The organism is Klebsiella sp. FDAARGOS_511 (genome assembly GCF_003812845.1).
GTDB lineage: Bacteria > Pseudomonadota > Gammaproteobacteria > Enterobacterales > Enterobacteriaceae > Klebsiella > Klebsiella grimontii.
Genome location: NZ_CP033824.1, coordinates 4,172,349 through 4,187,773, shown reverse-complemented (window position 1 = coordinate 4,187,773; position 15,425 = coordinate 4,172,349). Strand labels below are relative to the sequence as shown.

The window sequence follows — 15,425 nt, the reverse complement described above, 5'->3', positions numbered from 1 at the left end:
TTGGCCTTTTATTACTGTCACTGTCATTTACACGGCAATAGCGCGGCTGTCGAACGACGCTCTATGGTCGGCGGGATGGCAATCTGACACTGCTTTTTCCCGCTCCACACTACGCTTAGCAGTTCCTGAGGATTAACCCCTGCCAGCCATCCCTGCCCACCTTCCATAATCATCGATACGCTTACGCCATCGCCGTTGATAACCTCGGCGCCGAACGGCGGATAGGTACCGTCAGCCAGGCGGATAATGCCCATCATTTTTTCGCCCTGCGCCATGCCGAAGGTCTGATAGCCAATAGCGCCTTCGGTCAGCGTGGCGGTGCTGATGGCTTTTGCCGGTTCGATGGATTCCGACATCGCATCAACGTCAACCCGGGTATCAAAGCTGTTGTAGCTCACGATGTCCGGAATAACGGCGATGCCGAAATTATTGGTTCTTGATTTACCGTCATTGAGCGGCACGTCGCCTATGCCGTTGGTGTTCACCATTACGCGCGCCGTGTTGAGCGTCGCGCCGCTGTTGTGGATCGCCGCCCCGTGCCGGGTCGCGGTAAAGCCGCCGCGCAGGGTGCTGCTCAGAGAGAGATAGTGATCCTGCTGATAGCTGGCGTTGCTGTTGATTTCAGCGTACTGCGAGCGGCGCTGATAGTAGCCGTCGACGTTGGCATAGCCGCTCTGGCTCGCTCCGGCACGCAGACGCCACAGGTTGTTGTAGTCGCTGCTGTCGGTATAGGAGAGCATCGGGCTGGTTTTGCCGTTATTGGTCTGCACGTCGAGACCGCTCCATTTGCTATCGCCAACCGGAATGGAAAGCGAGAAAGCAATAGAGTCGTCTTTCCGCCCTTCGTAATCCGAACGATAGGCCGAAATATTGGTGGTGATCCCGCGAATATTACCGACGTTAAACGAGCGCCCTAACGAGATGCCGTAGCGATCCTGGCTGCTTCGATTCCAGTAATTCTGATGGGTATAGGTCAGAAAAACGGTGGTTGCTTTGCCTGGCTCATCGGCCCAGAACGTTTTATTCCCGGTGATGGTATAGACTTCTTTTTCACGCCCAAGACTGTCGTAACCCTCATAGCGCTCGTTGAGATATTGCGAGAAAGAGCGGAAGTCCTCCTGCGAGAAGCGATATCCGGCGAAGGTAATGGAACTATTATATTCGTCGAACGTTTTTGCATAGCTCAGCTTAAACGAGGTTCCTTTAAGCCGTTTCTGGTTTGACTGCTGGCTGTAGGACTCCGTGGCGTCCAGCGAGAGGGCGCCAAGTACGCTGAGATCGCGGCCAATACCGGCGGAGACTGCGGTATATTCAGCCCCTGCGCTTTGTAACCCGCCGTACAGCGACCAGGCGTTGGTGATCCCCCAGGAGAAATCGCCGGAAGCAAAACCGGGGCCCTGAATTTTATGGCTATAGCGGGACGGCGCGCCGATGGCCACGTTGTAGCGCACGTAGCCGGGACGCGTAAGATAAGGAATGTTGGCGGTGTTAACCTGGAAAGTCGAAATTGAGCCATCCTGCTCTTCCACCTGCACATCCAGCGTACCGCGCACCGAGCTGCGTAAATCCTGAATATTAAACGGCCCGGCTGGCACCGTCGTTTCATAAATGATGCGCCCGCTCTGCTTCACCGTCACTTTGGCGTTGGTCTTGGCCAGGCCGCGAATTTCCGGCGCGTACCCCTGCAGGTTTGGCGGTAGCTGACGCTCATCGCTGGCGAGATTAAGCCCGGTAAAGCGCACGGTGTCGAAGACCTGAGAATCAAGATAGATCTCCCCCGCCGTCAGCTTTGCCGCCATCATCGGCAGCGGACGGTAGGCGTAGATCTGATTCATATCGAAATCAAATTGATGCGTCGCGCTGTAATAGCTGGTCTGATATTCGCCGCGCAGGCGCCAGCCGCCGAGGTTAACCCCGGTCTGACCGTATCCGCTCAGGGTGCTGTAATCTTCATGCATATCAAGCTGGCGGGTATATTGCCCGGTCAGGCTATAGTCGAGCAAAAATCCGCCGATCCCCTGGTCCCAGCGCTCCGGCGGCGTCCAGTTCGGATCGTTGTATTTCATCCACGCCTGCGGGACGGTGATGTCCAGCACCCCGGCGTAGTTACTGAGGGTGGCGCCAGGAAGGCTCAGCAGGTCATAGCAATCGGCAAACGGCTGTGCGACCTTTTGCTGCGCTTCCTCTTTCAACGCCAATCTGGCAAGAATTTCGCCGTTAATGCAGGCCTGGGTATGCTTCTGGTCTTTAGAAGCCAGATAGCGAACCTTTTGCTGCCCGACCGCCTGGCCATTTATTTTAATATCTAATAAGTACTCGCCCGGCGGGACATAGTTGTCGGTGGCGAAACGGGTTAAATCGATATTGTCGCGATCGGCCGCATCCAGTACGTCAGTATTAAATTCGACGTCGGTTGAGGCGTATGCCATAGAGGTACAGCAGAAAAAAAGCATCTGAGAGAGGATTGTTTTTATTTTTTGTTCTGCTGACATGACTATTCATCCCGAATCATTCAGTAAAATATCGTGCGCGACAAACAAGCTCCAACAGCAATCGCTGGCTTGTTTCTAGTTGTAATCCATAAAAAAACGAGTGACGGCGTAAAAATCCCCGGCCTTAATATGCTGCTGAACCGGCACCAGCGTAGCGGTAAATTTCAGCGTATTATTCTCATCACTCAGGAGATATCCCGATGAGGGTTCTCCAAACGTTAAAATTTCCCCATGGCGATCGCGAATCTGGATACCAAAACCCTTTCCTTCACCATCCGGAATTAATACTGTCGGGTCCTGCGATGAAGCATTTCCGGTAAAAGTAATCGTGGCATAAGCGCCTGGCGTTGATTGATTTACGCTGCCGAAAGAGGCGCAGCCAATTAAGCGCACTAAAAAAGGCCGGATAAGCTTACTTTCTTGATCGCTATTAATATCGCGAGCGGAAATGTTACCGAAATCTACCCATAGCTCCCGTGAATTAGGATCAATATCGCATGCGGCAGCCACCAGCTCCCCCGAAAGAGCCAGCTGTCCAGGCGTAAAACTAGTACTCGAAGCATGTCCGGAAAAGAGTAATCCCGATACCAATAACGCCATCAGTCTCTTTTTCTCTGTATCCTTAACCATACTCAGAATTCCATATTATCTGGCACCTACTCCAATATCGCGGGGAGAAATCTCCCCGCGAGCGATAATTCAAAATCGATTATTGATAATCGATAGTGAAATTGATCGTTGACTGGAATGCGCCTGCAGTTACGGTGGTGGTAGAACCGCTCGCTGCCGCTTCCGCTTTCAGGAATGCCACGAAAGGAATGGTGTTAGTACCATCAACCAGGGTGACCGGAGTGGTCTGCGCGCCCCAGGTTACAGTCTGGCTAGCGCTGTCTTTCAGGCCGATACCTGCACCGGATGCAGTACCAGAAGTAAATGCAGCCAGAGTAGGATCGTTCGGGTTAACCGAAGTCGGGGTATAGGAAACAACGGCGCTGCTGGCGATAGTGGTATCGCAGTACTGCAGCTCGATGTTTTTGGTTTCAGTTGCCTGACCACCGCCTTGCAGCAGGGAAACTGGAACCTGACCAAAATCAACGGTTACCGGGCTGGACGACGGAGCTAAACCACACGCGGTATTCACCAGCTCACCCTGAAGCTCAATCTGACCATTCGTGGTATCAGCCAGTGCAGACATTGAGCCGAGAGCAGCAGTTAATGCCACAGCCATAGCAACTTTATTCAGTTTCATAGAAAATTCCTGCGTTATAAATTTTTATCCTAAAAGAGTAAGGAGCTATAAAATTGCCGAAGTCTATTCACCCAACAATTTCCAGCCCTCCGCATCACCGAAAAATCCGTTTCAATAATTAGACTATTAATTAATATTAATAATTTAATTAAAGCCAGATCCCCTGGTCGACAAAAATACTAACAAATCATTTTTTAGGTAAAAAGAGATACATTTACAGGGGAATTAAAAAAAGATTTAACCTCGCGAACAATGCCACCATAGGAAATTAACTCGCAGAGCCCTGAGATATATCCTAAAAACAAATTGCGTCAGGTAATTAATAAATGATAGAGGACCGACATTCGCAGTAAAGCAATTGTAACATAGATCACAATTTATTAACAAATGGCTTTTCCTGATATAGGGATAGTAAAAAGCAGCCCACGCAATGGACATTACGCAGCGGCTAAGAGGCGAGGAAGTCGATTCATGGGCCCATCGCGCCTTCTTGTTTTCCTGACCTGAAGACTCCGTTATCATGCGGCCTATGTGTCAATGAAAAGAAAAGCACAATGTCACGGGAACCGATGAGCAATAGCGCGACGTCATGAAAACAATAAACTCCGCTAACGCGTTAAAACGTAAGAAAATGGACATCAATAACAGATGAGTACATTAGAGAATTTCGACGCCCACACCCCCATGATGCAGCAGTATCTCAAGCTGAAAGCCCAGCACCCGGAGATCCTGCTGTTTTACCGGATGGGTGATTTTTACGAACTGTTCTATGACGATGCGAAACGCGCGTCGCAGCTGCTGGATATCTCGCTGACGAAGCGCGGCGCTTCCGCGGGCGAACCGATTCCGATGGCCGGGATCCCGCAACACGCGGTGGAAAACTATCTGGCCAAACTGGTGAATCAGGGCGAGTCGGTGGCCATTTGCGAACAGATTGGCGATCCGGCAACCACCAAAGGGCCGGTGGAGCGCAAAGTCGTCCGCATCGTGACCCCGGGAACCATCAGCGATGAAGCCTTGCTGCAGGAACGCCAGGACAATCTGCTGGCCGCCATCTGGCAGGACAGCAAAGGTTTTGGCTACGCCACCCTCGATATCAGCTCCGGGCGTTTTCGCCTGAGCGAGCCCGCTGACCGCGAAACGATGGCTGCCGAGCTCCAGCGCACCAACCCCGCCGAGCTGCTGTACGCGGAGGATTTTGCCGAGTCGTCGCTTATTGAGGGTCGCCGCGGCCTGCGCCGTCGTCCGCTGTGGGAATTTGAAATCGACACCGCGCGCCAGCAGCTCAATCTCCAGTTCGGCACGCGCGATCTGGTTGGTTTCGGCGTTGAAAACGCCCCGCGCGGCCTGTGCGCCGCCGGCTGCCTGCTGCAGTACGTCAAAGACACCCAGCGCACGTCATTGCCGCATATCCGCTCCATCACGATGGAGCGCCAGCAGGACAGCATCATTATGGATGCGGCCACGCGCCGCAATCTGGAGATAACCCAGAACCTGGCCGGCGGCTTTGAAAATACCCTCGCCTCGGTACTCGACTGCACCGTGACCCCCATGGGCAGCCGTATGCTGAAGCGCTGGCTGCATATGCCGGCGCGCGACACCACCGTGCTGGTAGAGCGCCAGCAGACCATCGGCGCGCTGCAGGAACATTACACCGAACTGCAGCCGGTACTGCGTCAGGTCGGCGACCTCGAACGTATTCTGGCCCGCCTGGCGCTGCGCACCGCCCGCCCTCGCGATTTAGCGCGTATGCGTTACGCTTTCCAGCAGCTGCCGGCGCTGCGCGCCATGCTGGCCGACGTCGACTGCGCGCCGGTGCAGCGGCTCCGGGAAAAGATGGGGGAATTTAGCGAGCTGCGCGAACTTCTGGAACGGGCGATTATCGATGCGCCGCCGGTGCTGGTTCGCGACGGCGGCGTTATCGCCCCCGGCTATAATGCGGAACTCGATGAGTGGCGCGGCCTGGCCGATGGCGCGACCGATTATCTCGACAGACTGGAAGTTCGCGAGCGCGAGCGTCTGGGGCTGGACACGCTGAAGGTGGGCTACAACGCCGTCCACGGCTACTACATCCAGATTAGCCGCGGCCAGAGCCAGCACGCGCCGATCCACTACGTCCGTCGCCAGACCCTCAAGAATGCCGAGCGCTATATTATTCCTGAGCTGAAGGAGTATGAAGACAAAGTGCTGACCTCCAAAGGGAAGGCGCTGGCGCTGGAAAAGCAGCTGTACGATGAGCTTTTCGATATGCTGCTGCCGCATCTTGGCGACCTGCAGCAGAGCGCCAGCGCGCTGGCGGAGCTCGATGTGCTGGTGAACCTCGCCGAGCGCGCGGAGACCCTCAACTACTGCTGCCCGACCTTTAGCGATAAGCCGGGCATTCGGATTAGCGAAGGCCGCCATCCGGTGGTTGAGCAGGTGCTGAAAGAGCCGTTTATCGCCAACCCGCTGCACCTCGCCCCGCAGCGGAGAATGCTGATTATCACCGGTCCGAATATGGGCGGTAAAAGTACCTATATGCGCCAGACCGCGCTGATCGCCCTGCTGGCGTATATCGGCAGCTACGTTCCGGCGGAAAAAGTCGACATCGGCCCTATCGATCGTATTTTCACCCGCGTCGGCGCGGCGGATGACCTGGCCAGCGGCCGCTCAACTTTTATGGTAGAGATGACCGAAACCGCTAATATTCTGCATAACGCCACCGAGCATAGTCTGGTGCTGATGGATGAAATTGGACGCGGTACCTCGACCTACGATGGCCTGTCGCTGGCGTGGGCCTGCGCGGAAAATCTGGCGAATAAGATCAAAGCCCTGACCCTGTTTGCCACCCACTACTTCGAGCTGACCCAACTGCCGGAGAAAATGGAAGGCGTGGCCAACGTCCATCTTGATGCCCTGGAGCACGGGGATACTATTGCCTTTATGCACAGCGTGCAGGATGGTGCGGCCAGTAAGAGCTACGGTCTGGCGGTTGCCGCGCTGGCCGGAGTGCCGAAAGAGGTGATTAAGCGCGCGCGGCAGAAGCTGCGCGAGCTGGAAAGCATCGCGCCGAGCGCTGCCGCCACGCAGGTGGACGGTACCCAGATGTCGCTGCTTTCCGCTCCGGAAGAAACCTCGCCCGCGGTTGAAGCGCTGGAGAATCTTGACCCGGATTCGCTGACTCCGCGCCAGGCGCTGGAGTGGATCTATCGCCTGAAGAGCCTGGTGTAGTTCTCGTTTAACGTGAAAAAACGGCAGCGTCCTGCGGTGCTGCCGTTTTAACAAATGCAAACTGGGTGCGAGAGGATGCATCCTGACAACCAATACGCGGTGTTGCCCCCGCGCTGATGCTATTTCTTCGATTCGTAAGCGAGAACAGCTTTAAACGCCATACTACGCTCTTTAATACTGAGTTCGCACAGCGAGCTGCGCACCAAAAGCGTAAATCCCAGTACCGCAATACACAGTACGACGATTGCCACAAGGGCATATTTTGTTAGCATGTCTTGCCTCCCTGCAAAGAAGAGACTAACATCTGAATTGTTCAGGTTCAGCCGTCAGCCTCAGTTGATAGAAATATCTTCTGGGGCTTTCGTTTATCTGAATCTTTATAAATGCTCAAAGCCAGATAACCTCAAGCACCCGCCGCTATTCTATATTTTCCCGGCTGCGAAGCTTATCGGTAATTTATCAAACTCGTTGAGTTTATTATAAACTGGAGATAACTCGCAAATATATCTGCTTTATTAACCTTTTATGTAATTTGAAAATTAATTAATAAATATTTTGCATTGATTAACTCAATATAAAAAAGGCCCGACTAAGCGGACCCCGTTGATTTTAGCGTTTATCTTCCGCCAGCAGCGGCGGAATATGCGGCACCATCGGCGCGTCATCAATATCCTTCTGGGTCATGCGGAACGCTTCCGGATAATGTTCGCGGCTGGTACGGCGTAGCGGTTCCGTATCACGCCAGGTATAGAAACAGTGCTGGCACTGGAATACCGTCCAGACATCTTTTACCGGCGACGTTGCCAGCACTTCAATATGTTCATCGGCGCAGCGTGGACAAATCATCTTTTTCTCCTTATTTACGGTTGGCCAGCATGGCGGTCAGTTTTTCAGCCCAGGCTTTGGTTTCAGGAAGATCCTGTACCGGCTGGCTGTAGTGGCCGCGCAGATCGGGCGCAACCGGCGTGGTGGCGTCGATAATCAGTTTGTCGGTGATCCCCGCCGGGCTGGAGCCTGGATCGAGCTCCAGTACCGACATATTAGGCAACTGCACCAGGTCCCCGGCCGGGTTGACCTTCGACGACAGCGCCCACATCACCTGCGGCAGGTTGAACGGGTCGACGTCCTCATCAACCATGATCACCATCTTCACGTAGCCCAAACCATGCGGCGTGGTCATCGCCCGCAGGCCTACCGCGCGGGCAAAGCCGCCATAGCGTTTTTTGGTGGAGATAATCGCCAGCAGGCCGTGGGTGTACATCGCGTTGACGGCCTGTACCTCGGGGAACTCAGCCTTCAGCTGCTGATACAGCGGCACACAGGTGGCCGGGCCCATCAGATAGTCGATCTCGGTCCACGGCATGCCGAGATAGAGGGACTCGAAGATCGGTTTGCTGCGGTAAGAGACTTTATCAATTCGTACCACCGTCATATTACGGCCGCCGGAGTAGTGGCCGGTAAATTCGCCGAACGGGCCTTCGATTTCACGCTTGCGGCTTTCAATCACCCCTTCGAGGATCACCTCTGAGCCCCACGGCACGTCAAAGCCGGTCAGCGGAGCGGTCGCGATAGGATAAGGACTTTCGCGCAGCGCGCCGGCCATCTCATATTCCGACTGATCGTATTTCAGCGGCGTAGCGCCCATGAGGGTAATAATCGGATCGTTTCCCAGGGTAATGGCAATCGGCAGGTCTTCACCGCGCTCTTCCGCTTTGTGCAGATGCAGAGCGATATCGTGCATCGGTACCGGCTGCAGGCCCAGTTTACGTTTGCCCTTCACCTCCATACGGTAAATGCCGACGTTTTGCTTGCCAAAATTGTCCGGGTCGAGAGGATCGCGAGAAACCACGCAGGCTTTGTCGAGATAAAAGCCGCCGTCGCCGTCGTTGAGACGGAACAGGGGCAGAATATCGAACAGATTAATCGCCTCGCCGTCGACGGTATTTTCCGCCCACGCCGGGTTTGCCCGCCGCTCCGGCGTCACCGGGAATTTATCCCAGCGACGAATAAATTCGTCGATCTGATTTTTCACCGGCGTATTCGGCGGCAGACCTAGCGAGATAGCGTGGTTCTGCCAGGAGCCGATGGTGTTCATTGCCACATGCGCATCGGTAAAACCGCGAATATTGTCAAACCACAGCGCGGGAGCGCCATCGCCGATGCGCCCGGTGGCGTTTGCCGCCGCGGCCAGATCCGGCTCCGCGTTCACTTCTTCGCTAATTTTCAGCAGTTGCCCCTGCTCGTCCAGCGCCTGCAAAAAGCTGCGCAAATCATCAAAAGCCATTATTCATTCTCCTGTGAAATATTCTCTACCGCCCGTAACCCGTTCCAACGGCGCGCTTTGTGATATTGCAGACCGAACTGATCCAGCACCCGCGTGACAACGTGGTCAGTGACGTCCTCAATGGTTTTGGGATGGTTGTAATAGGCGGGCATGGGCGGCACCATCGCCACGCCCATGCGCGACAGAGCCAGCATGTTTTCCAGATGGATAGTGCTCAACGGCATTTCGCGCGGTACCAGCACCAGCTTACGCCCCTCTTTCAGCACCACGTCCGCGGCCCTCCCAACCAGCCCCTCGGCATAACCGGCACGGATACCGGCCAGCGTTTTCATACTGCAGGGGATAACGATCATGCCGTCGGTACGAAATGAACCTGATGAGATGATGGCGGCCTGATCCGCCGGGCTATGCGAGAAATCGGCCAGCGCCGCCACTTCACGGGCGCTGTACGGTGTTTCCAGTTCAATGGTGGTTTTGGCCCACTTTGACATCACCAGATGCGTTTCCACTTCCGGCATCTCACGAAGCGCTTTCAGCAGCGCAACGCCCAGCGGAGCGCCCGTCGCTCCGGTCATCCCTACTATTAGCTTCATCATCGCCTCACATTTTGTTCGTATACGAACATTTTTATTAAAGCTACGCTTGATAAGCTTTTCTTGCAAGTTCGTTCGTACACGGCCGCATTTTTCATCAAAACAGGAAAAATGCTCAAACGCCCTTCGAACGGCTATCATAGAACCGACGGTTTTTTTAGGGAGTGGTCATGGAGTTAAAAAACGAGGCGTTCCACCTGCTGCGCCAGCTTTTTCAGCAGCACACCGCCCGCTGGCAGCTTGAACTGCCGGACCTCACCAAACCGCAGTATGCGGTGATGCGTTCTATTGCCGAGCATCCCGGCATTGAACAGGTGACGTTAACGGAAGCGGCGGTCAGCACCAAAGCGACACTGGCGGAGATGCTGAGCCGAATGGAGAGCCGCGATCTGGTTCGCCGCGAACACGACCCGGCGGACAAACGCCGTCGGTTTGTCTATTTAACCGCGGAAGGCGAAGCGTTACTGGCAAGCTCAATGCCGCTGGGTCACGCCGTCGACGAAGAGTTTTTAGGTCGGCTGAGCGATGAGGAGCGCCAACAGTTTTCGCACATCATCCACAAGCTGATGGCGCAAGAACAACAGCGTTAACCCAGGCGTTCGCGTAAAAAATCAATAAACGCCCGCACCCTGGCAGGAATATGCTGCGCGTCCGGGTAAACCGCGTATACCCCCTGGGGCGGAAAGCTAAACGCCGGCATTACCTTCGCCAGTGCGCCGTCCGCCAGCGCAGCGGCCACCAGCCATTCGGGTAGCAGCGCGATGCCGCTCCCTGCCAGCGCAAAAGCCATCAGCGCGCTGGCGCTATCCGCCGACAGCCGCGGCGCCGGTTTAATCTCGAAGGCAATGCTCTCGTCATGGGGCCCGCTAAGCTGCCAGCGGAGCGGTGCGGTCAGACGTTCATGAATAATCCACGCCGATTTCGCCAGATCATCAAGCGTCTTTACAGGATGCTGCGCCAGCCATGACGGGGCTGCAACCGGGACGATGGCAAAGCGCGAGATCAGCGCCGCGCGGTAGCGCGAATCCGCCAGCGTGCCGAGGCGAATCGCCACGTCAAACCGTTCTGAGATTAAATCCGCGTGATGAGACGAGGAAACATGGCGTACGTGGAGCGCAGGATGCCGCAGGCTGAACTCTGCCAGCGCCGGAATAATCACCTGCGCGCCATATTCAGGCGTCGTCGTGATCCGCAGCTCGCCGCTCAACCCCACGTGGCTGCCCCGGACGTCGTCCTGCAGGTTTTCCGCCGCTTTCAGCAGCGCGACCCCGCGATGATAGAACAGCGAACCGGCTTCGGTAAGCGTCAGCCGCCGGGTCGATCGCAACAGCAGCGTGACCCCCAGCTCGCTCTCCAGCTGGCGGACGTTGAAACTCACCACCGCCTTGGTCTGCCCCAGAGCCGCCGCCGCCGCGGTAAAACTCCCGCTATCGACTACCGCCACAAACATGTTCATTCGCTGCAGATTCAGCATCGCGCCGCCCATTGTCAAAATATTTACGACAGTATATCTCCGAATGTCGTGTTTATTCGCCCTGATACTGAGGTTTACAGTAGCGGCCTTCACGGGGGATTTCATCTATGACGTATCGCAGCAAGGTCGCAACCGTTTTTCTGCTGGGTTTCTTTCTCGACTTAATCAATATGTTTATCGCCAGCGTCGCCTTTCCGGCGATGGGCCGGACGCTACACGCGTCGGTGGGCGAGCTGGCGTGGGTCAGCAATAGCTATATTGCCGGGCTCACCCTGGTGCTGCCGTTTAGCGCCTGGCTCAGCCAGCAGTTTGGGGCCCGGCGGGTATTCCTGCTTTCGCTTACCTTGTTTAGCCTCGGAGCGTTGGCTGCCGGGATGGCCGACTCGTTGATAAGCCTCGTCATGTGGCGCGCCCTGCAGGGGATGGGCGGCGGGCTGCTGATTCCGCTAGGACAGGCGTTAACCTGGCAACAGTTCAAGCCTCACGAACGGGCGAAACTTTCCGCCGCGGTGATGCTGGTTGGGCTGCTGGCGCCGGCGTGCTCTCCGGCGCTCGGCGGAGTACTGGTGCAGTCGTTGAGCTGGCGCTGGGTTTTCTTTGCCAGCCTGCCGATAGCGCTGCTGACGTTCGGGCTGGCCGCGCTGTGGCTCAGGGATGAGAAGAGCATCGCGCGGCCGGGCGGCTTTTTACATATTTCGTTACTGCGCGACCCGCTGCTGCGCTTTTCTATGCTGGTCTATCTCTGCGTGCCGGGGACGTTTATAGGAATTAATGTCGTCGGGATGTTTTATTTGCAAAGCGTGACGGGGATGGCGCCCTCCACCATCGGCTCCCTGATGCTTCCGTGGTCGCTGGCCTCATTTGTGGCGATCGCGACGACCGGCCGCTATTTTAATCGTCTCGGCCCCCGCCCCCTGATTGCGCTGGGCTGCCTTCTCCAGGCAGCCGGAATAATCATCCTGGCTGGCGTCAATGCGCATACCGCCAGCAGCGCGCTGATCGCGGCGTTTATCCTGATGGGCGCAGGCGGCAGCCTGTGCAGCAGTACGGCCCAGAGCAGCGCGTTTCTTAACGTGGCGAACCCCGATATGCCGGACGCCAGCGCGCTGTGGAACCTCAATCGCCAGCTCAGTTTCCTGATAGGATCTGCGCTACTGGCGGCTTTACTGAGCGTTTTTTTACTTTACTGGCCAACCCCGCTGGCGTGGCGCGGCGTATTTATCGCCGCCGCCGTTTTGACCCTGGTGCCGCTGCTGGGTTGCCTAAAATTCGATAATCGGGCGCTCGTCTTACGCCTGCACGGTAAAATGGAGAACAAATGAATCGCTATATTGCGGAAGTTATTACGGCCCACGTGGCTATAGAAAACTGGCTGAATCAGGGGGAAGGGAGCGCCGAAGCGCTGCTGCATCGCTTTAGCCAGGAATTTAGCATGATCCCGATAAACGGTATGCGCATGGACCATCAGTCGGTCAGCGTTTTTTTTCGCGAGGCTCGCGCCAGCCGCCCGGGCTTGAAGATTGTCATCGACAATGCCGCCATACTTGCCGAATGGCACGATGGCGCAGCGGTGCTCTATCGGGAAATCCACGCTTTACCCGGCAAAGCGGACACCGCACGCTGGTCGACGGTTCTTTTCCGTCTGCAGGAAGGGAAAATCAACTGGCTGCACCTCCACGAGACGGCGCTCGCATAAGCGACGGAGGCCCAAAAAAGAAAAAGGCCCAATCAAACGATTGAGCCTTTTTTAAGAAAGGTGTCTTACTCGCGGAACAGCGCTTCGATATTCAGCCCCTGGCTTTGCAGGATCTCCCGCAGGCGGCGGAGGCCTTCTACCTGGATCTGACGCACGCGTTCGCGGGTCAGGCCAATTTCGCGGCCCACATCCTCAAGCGTCGCGGCTTCATAGCCCAGCAGGCCGAAGCGACGAGCCAGCACTTCACGCTGCTTGGCGTTCAGTTCGAACAGCCATTTGACGATGCTTTGTTTCATATCATCGTCCTGCGTGGTGTCTTCCGGACCGTTGTCTTTTTCATCGGCCAGAATATCCAGCAGCGCTTTTTCCGAGTCGCCGCCCAGTGGAGTATCCACCGAGGTAATGCGCTCGTTCAGACGCAGCATCCGGCTCACGTCATCAACTGGCTTATCCAGCTGTTCGGCTATCTCTTCCGCGCTTGGCTCGTGGTCCAGCTTATGGGACAACTCGCGTGCGGTACGCAGATAGACGTTCAGCTCTTTGACGATATGGATCGGTAAACGGATCGTACGGGTTTGGTTCATGATCGCCCGTTCAATCGTTTGACGAATCCACCAGGTCGCGTAAGTCGAAAAACGGAACCCACGTTCCGGATCAAACTTCTCAACTGCGCGAATCAGCCCCAGGTTACCTTCTTCAATCAGATCCAGCAGAGCCAGACCACGATTGCCGTAACGACGGGCTATCTTGACGACCAGACGCAGGTTGCTTTCGATCATCCGGCGGCGTGACGCAACATCACCACGCAGCGCGCGACGCGCAAAATAAACCTCTTCTTCGGCCGTCAGCAGCGGGGAATAACCAATCTCTCCAAGATAAAGCTGCGTCGCATCGAGCACCCGTTGGGTGGCTCCCTGCGAAAGAAGCTCTTCCTCAGCCAGATCGCTATCACTGGGTTCCTCTTCAACTAAGGCTTTCTCATCAAAAACCTCGACTCCGTTCTCATCAAATTCCGCGTCTTCATTTAAATCATGAACTTTCAGCGTATTCTGACTCATAAAGATGGCTCCTACCCGTGATCCCTAAGCAAAGCACCTTCGCTAAACATCACTCAAAAGACGCCAGGACGATAACCTTTTCTGCCCCGGTGAAGAAGGCATCGCGGCCGCCCTGGCGCCTTTGTTAGCGATATTGAGCTTATCCGTACTTTGCCAAATTATCGCTGCGGTAAATACTGCAGCGGGTTGACGGATTTCCCCTTGTAACGAATTTCAAAATGCAAACGTGTAGAGCTAGTACCTGTGCTACCCATGGTAGCGATTTTCTGCCCCGCCTTGATATCTTGTTGCTCTTTTACGAGCATCGTATCGTTATGTGCGTAGGCGCTCAGGTAATCATCGTTGTGTTTGATGATAATAAGATTACCGTAACCGCGCAGTGCGTTACCGGCATAGACGACGCGCCCATCTGCGGTCGCGACAATAGCCTGTCCTTTACTGCCTGCGATATCAATACCTTTATTGCCACCTTCGGCACCACTAAAGTTCTCGATAACCTTGCCATCAGTCGGCCAGCGCCATGAAGAGATCGGCGAACTGGTTGACGTACTGCTTGCAGTCGATTGGGTTGTGCTGACAGCTGGGGCCGTAACTGGCGCGACGGTTGTTGTCGTCGCAGGCTTGTTATTAGGCAACATCTTATTAGCACTCTGTTCACCTGAGGATTCAGAATACGTAATAGTTGGTTGGGACGCAACCACCGCGGTGGATTTTTGTGCAGAATTTGCGGTTAACATCCCGCCGTTGCTGGCCTTCACGCTGGCCTGGGCGACAGGGTTATCACCGGTGATTGGCTGGCCGGATGCGTTGCCAACCTGCAGCGTCTGACCAACGTTCAAACCGTACGGCGCCGGGATATTATTACGCTGCGCCAGGTCGCGGAAGTCGTTCCCGGTGACCCACGCAATATAGAATAGCGTGTCGCCGCGTTTAACAGTATAGGTACTGCCGCCGGTATAGCTACCTTTCGGAATATCTCCATACTTACGGTTGTAGACAATTTTACCGTTCACCGTTTGCACCGGCTCCTGAGCCATCGGCTGAACCTGAACGGGCTGCGTCTGCACCGGTTGCGTTTGTACCGGGCGCGCCTGTGGGACGTTATTTGACGGAGGCGTGATCAGCATTCCGGAATTCGTACTGGAAGACGAAGCCCCGCCAGCCGAGCTGACCGGCGCAGGCGGATTGTTGGAGCTGCTGCAGCCTGCCAGCCAGAGTGACACCAGTGACAAAGCCGCAATGCGGCTTAAGGTAAATTTTGGGCTTCCCGCGCTCATTTATCCCCCAGGAATATGTTAACTACCAATATCTTGCTCACCGGACGGCGCCCGGCCAGGACACGAAAAATGCGTCCACCCTATGCCTAAAT

Annotated in this window: 14 protein-coding genes; 4 read left to right on the top strand and 10 right to left on the bottom strand. The window is 55.4% G+C overall.

What is annotated here, in order from left to right; all coding sequences use genetic code 11:
• Positions 1 to 23 precede the first annotated feature (23 nt).
• From EGY08_RS21245 to EGY08_RS21235, 3 genes are all read right to left on the bottom strand, one after another.
• Positions 24 to 2,492, bottom strand: coding sequence for a fimbria/pilus outer membrane usher protein (locus tag EGY08_RS21245; RefSeq protein WP_049115116.1), 2,469 nt, complete (start codon positions 2,490 to 2,492; stop codon positions 24 to 26).
• A 75-nt stretch (positions 2,493 to 2,567) separates the two neighbouring features.
• Complete coding sequence (locus EGY08_RS21240; RefSeq protein ID WP_004124239.1) at positions 2,568 to 3,122, bottom strand: fimbrial protein; 555 nt, start codon at positions 3,120 to 3,122, stop codon at positions 2,568 to 2,570.
• A gap of 79 nt (positions 3,123 to 3,201) precedes the next feature.
• The gene (locus EGY08_RS21235) at positions 3,202 to 3,741 is read right to left on the bottom strand and encodes a fimbrial protein (protein WP_004124241.1); all 540 of its coding nucleotides are present in this window, start codon (positions 3,739 to 3,741) and stop codon (positions 3,202 to 3,204) included.
• Between the two features lie 648 nt (positions 3,742 to 4,389).
• Between EGY08_RS21235 and mutS the strand changes: the two genes are divergently transcribed.
• Positions 4,390 to 6,951: a DNA mismatch repair protein MutS gene (mutS, locus tag EGY08_RS21230; RefSeq protein ID WP_123828874.1), complete on the top strand. Its 2,562-nt coding sequence runs from the start codon at positions 4,390 to 4,392 to the stop codon at positions 6,949 to 6,951.
• Positions 6,952 to 7,070: 119 nt separating this feature from the next.
• Here the strand turns inward: mutS and EGY08_RS21225 are convergent, their stop codons facing one another.
• From EGY08_RS21225 to EGY08_RS21210, 4 genes are all read right to left on the bottom strand, one after another.
• Entirely contained in the window at positions 7,071 to 7,223 is a 153-nt protein-coding gene (locus EGY08_RS21225; protein ID WP_032742193.1) for a Hok/Gef family protein, read from the bottom strand.
• Between the two features lie 337 nt (positions 7,224 to 7,560).
• Positions 7,561 to 7,797, bottom strand: coding sequence for a non-oxidative hydroxyarylic acid decarboxylases subunit D (locus EGY08_RS21220; RefSeq protein ID WP_004124248.1), 237 nt, complete (start codon positions 7,795 to 7,797; stop codon positions 7,561 to 7,563).
• Between the two features lie 10 nt (positions 7,798 to 7,807).
• Positions 7,808 to 9,235, bottom strand: coding sequence for a non-oxidative hydroxyarylic acid decarboxylases subunit C (locus EGY08_RS21215; protein WP_123828873.1), 1,428 nt, complete (start codon positions 9,233 to 9,235; stop codon positions 7,808 to 7,810).
• Positions 9,235 to 9,828 (bottom strand): non-oxidative hydroxyarylic acid decarboxylases subunit B, encoded by a 594-nt coding sequence (locus tag EGY08_RS21210; protein WP_004124253.1) that lies wholly within the window; start codon positions 9,826 to 9,828, stop codon positions 9,235 to 9,237. Before EGY08_RS21210 ends, EGY08_RS21215 begins: the two co-directional genes overlap by 1 nt.
• Positions 9,829 to 9,998: 170 nt before the next feature.
• On the opposite strand from EGY08_RS21210, the gene EGY08_RS21205 reads away from it, so the two are divergent.
• A complete protein-coding gene (locus EGY08_RS21205; RefSeq protein ID WP_123828872.1) occupies positions 9,999 to 10,418 on the top strand; it encodes a MarR family winged helix-turn-helix transcriptional regulator in 420 nt (139 codons plus the stop codon).
• On the opposite strand, the gene EGY08_RS21200 is transcribed toward EGY08_RS21205, so the two are convergent.
• Positions 10,415 to 11,302 (bottom strand): LysR family transcriptional regulator, encoded by an 888-nt coding sequence (locus tag EGY08_RS21200; RefSeq protein WP_004124258.1) that lies wholly within the window; start codon positions 11,300 to 11,302, stop codon positions 10,415 to 10,417. The genes EGY08_RS21205 and EGY08_RS21200 overlap by 4 nt on opposite strands.
• Before the next feature lie 107 nt (positions 11,303 to 11,409).
• Between EGY08_RS21200 and EGY08_RS21195 the strand changes: the two genes are divergently transcribed.
• Both EGY08_RS21195 and EGY08_RS21190 read left to right on the top strand, forming a co-directional pair.
• Complete coding sequence (locus EGY08_RS21195; protein ID WP_123828871.1) at positions 11,410 to 12,624, top strand: MFS transporter; 1,215 nt, start codon at positions 11,410 to 11,412, stop codon at positions 12,622 to 12,624.
• Positions 12,621 to 12,998: a hypothetical protein gene (locus EGY08_RS21190; RefSeq protein WP_004124261.1), complete on the top strand. Its 378-nt coding sequence runs from the start codon at positions 12,621 to 12,623 to the stop codon at positions 12,996 to 12,998. Before EGY08_RS21195 ends, EGY08_RS21190 begins: the two co-directional genes overlap by 4 nt.
• Positions 12,999 to 13,063: 65 nt before the next feature.
• Here the strand turns inward: EGY08_RS21190 and rpoS are convergent, their stop codons facing one another.
• On the bottom strand, positions 13,064 to 14,056 hold the full coding sequence (gene rpoS / locus EGY08_RS21185) for an RNA polymerase sigma factor RpoS (protein WP_004104962.1): 993 nt from the start codon (positions 14,054 to 14,056) through the stop codon (positions 13,064 to 13,066).
• Positions 14,057 to 14,214: 158 nt separating this feature from the next.
• Positions 14,215 to 15,333, bottom strand: coding sequence for a murein hydrolase activator NlpD (gene nlpD / locus EGY08_RS21180; protein WP_004124262.1), 1,119 nt, complete (start codon positions 15,331 to 15,333; stop codon positions 14,215 to 14,217).
• Positions 15,334 to 15,425: the final 92 nt, after the last annotated feature.

Excerpts from the sequence above, each read along its gene's own strand:
- EGY08_RS21245 (WP_049115116.1), bottom strand. The coding sequence starts at position 2,492 with ATGTCAGCAGAACAAAAAATAAAAACAATCCTCTCTCAGATGCTTTTT.
- EGY08_RS21240 (WP_004124239.1), bottom strand. The coding sequence starts at position 3,122 with ATGGTTAAGGATACAGAGAAAAAGAGACTGATGGCGTTATTGGTATCG.
- EGY08_RS21235 (WP_004124241.1), bottom strand. The coding sequence starts at position 3,741 with ATGAAACTGAATAAAGTTGCTATGGCTGTGGCATTAACTGCTGCTCTC.
- mutS (WP_123828874.1), top strand. The coding sequence starts at position 4,390 with ATGAGTACATTAGAGAATTTCGACGCCCACACCCCCATGATGCAGCAG.
- EGY08_RS21225 (WP_032742193.1), bottom strand. The coding sequence starts at position 7,223 with ATGCTAACAAAATATGCCCTTGTGGCAATCGTCGTACTGTGTATTGCG.
- EGY08_RS21220 (WP_004124248.1), bottom strand. The coding sequence starts at position 7,797 with ATGATTTGTCCACGCTGCGCCGATGAACATATTGAAGTGCTGGCAACG.
- EGY08_RS21215 (WP_123828873.1), bottom strand. The coding sequence starts at position 9,235 with ATGGCTTTTGATGATTTGCGCAGCTTTTTGCAGGCGCTGGACGAGCAG.
- EGY08_RS21210 (WP_004124253.1), bottom strand. The coding sequence starts at position 9,828 with ATGAAGCTAATAGTAGGGATGACCGGAGCGACGGGCGCTCCGCTGGGC.
- EGY08_RS21205 (WP_123828872.1), top strand. The coding sequence starts at position 9,999 with ATGGAGTTAAAAAACGAGGCGTTCCACCTGCTGCGCCAGCTTTTTCAG.
- EGY08_RS21200 (WP_004124258.1), bottom strand. The coding sequence starts at position 11,302 with ATGCTGAATCTGCAGCGAATGAACATGTTTGTGGCGGTAGTCGATAGC.
- EGY08_RS21195 (WP_123828871.1), top strand. The coding sequence starts at position 11,410 with ATGACGTATCGCAGCAAGGTCGCAACCGTTTTTCTGCTGGGTTTCTTT.
- EGY08_RS21190 (WP_004124261.1), top strand. The coding sequence starts at position 12,621 with ATGAATCGCTATATTGCGGAAGTTATTACGGCCCACGTGGCTATAGAA.
- rpoS (WP_004104962.1), bottom strand. The coding sequence starts at position 14,056 with ATGAGTCAGAATACGCTGAAAGTTCATGATTTAAATGAAGACGCGGAA.
- nlpD (WP_004124262.1), bottom strand. The coding sequence starts at position 15,333 with ATGAGCGCGGGAAGCCCAAAATTTACCTTAAGCCGCATTGCGGCTTTG.